Raw genomic sequence first — 715 nt, forward strand, 5'->3', positions numbered from 1 at the left:
GTGCACCTGGTGGTAGCGGAGTAGGGAACGCAACACCGGAACATGCCCTTTCTGATCCACGGCCAGCGCAGCGGCTTTCTGATGGGCAAGGTGGCTGGCGATCAAAATGGGTTGTGTTGCACTAGATGGTGTCGACATCGCGCACTTAAAGTATGCCTTTCAGCGCGATGTACTGTAGCAACATGATGGTTTTGCCATCGGCGATCAGACCGCTGTCAATCGCCTCCAGCGCTTGCTCCAGGGGCATTTCCAGCACTTCGATATCCTCCCCTTCCGCTTTAATCCCTCCTCCGAAACCTGCACGATCGTGCGCGCGGTATTCGGCAATAAAGAAAAACAGCTTCTCGGTGACCGAGCCGGGGCTCATAAAGGCTTCAAACACTTTTTGCACGTTGGTGATGCGGTATCCTGTTTCCTCCTCCGCTTCCGCTTTTATCCGGCTTTCTGGATCCATGTTATCGAGCAGGCCAGCCGCGGTTTCGATCAGAAAACCGTGATAGCCATTGACATAGGTCGGAAAACGAAACTGGCGCGTTAACACCACTGTGCGCTGTTGCCGGTTATACAGCAGGATGGTGGCACCGTTGCCGCGATCGTAAACTTCACGGTGTTGTCGCTGCCATTCGCCGTCGCGGCGTTGTAAATCAAAGGTGTATTTTTTCAGCGTATACCAATCGTCAGAGAGAATCTGGCAGTTTTGTATGCGTATTTCTGC

Annotated in this window: 1 protein-coding gene; it reads right to left on the reverse strand. The window is 53.1% G+C overall.

Translation table 11 applies throughout. The features are described from left to right. Positions 1 to 145 precede the first annotated feature (145 nt). Positions 146 to 715: GDP-mannose pyrophosphatase NudK (gene nudK, locus J5224_RS32740; protein WP_264629089.1), on the reverse strand; the 570-nt coding region annotated here is incomplete at its 5' end.

The organism is Candidatus Symbiopectobacterium sp. NZEC135, assembly GCF_025962695.1.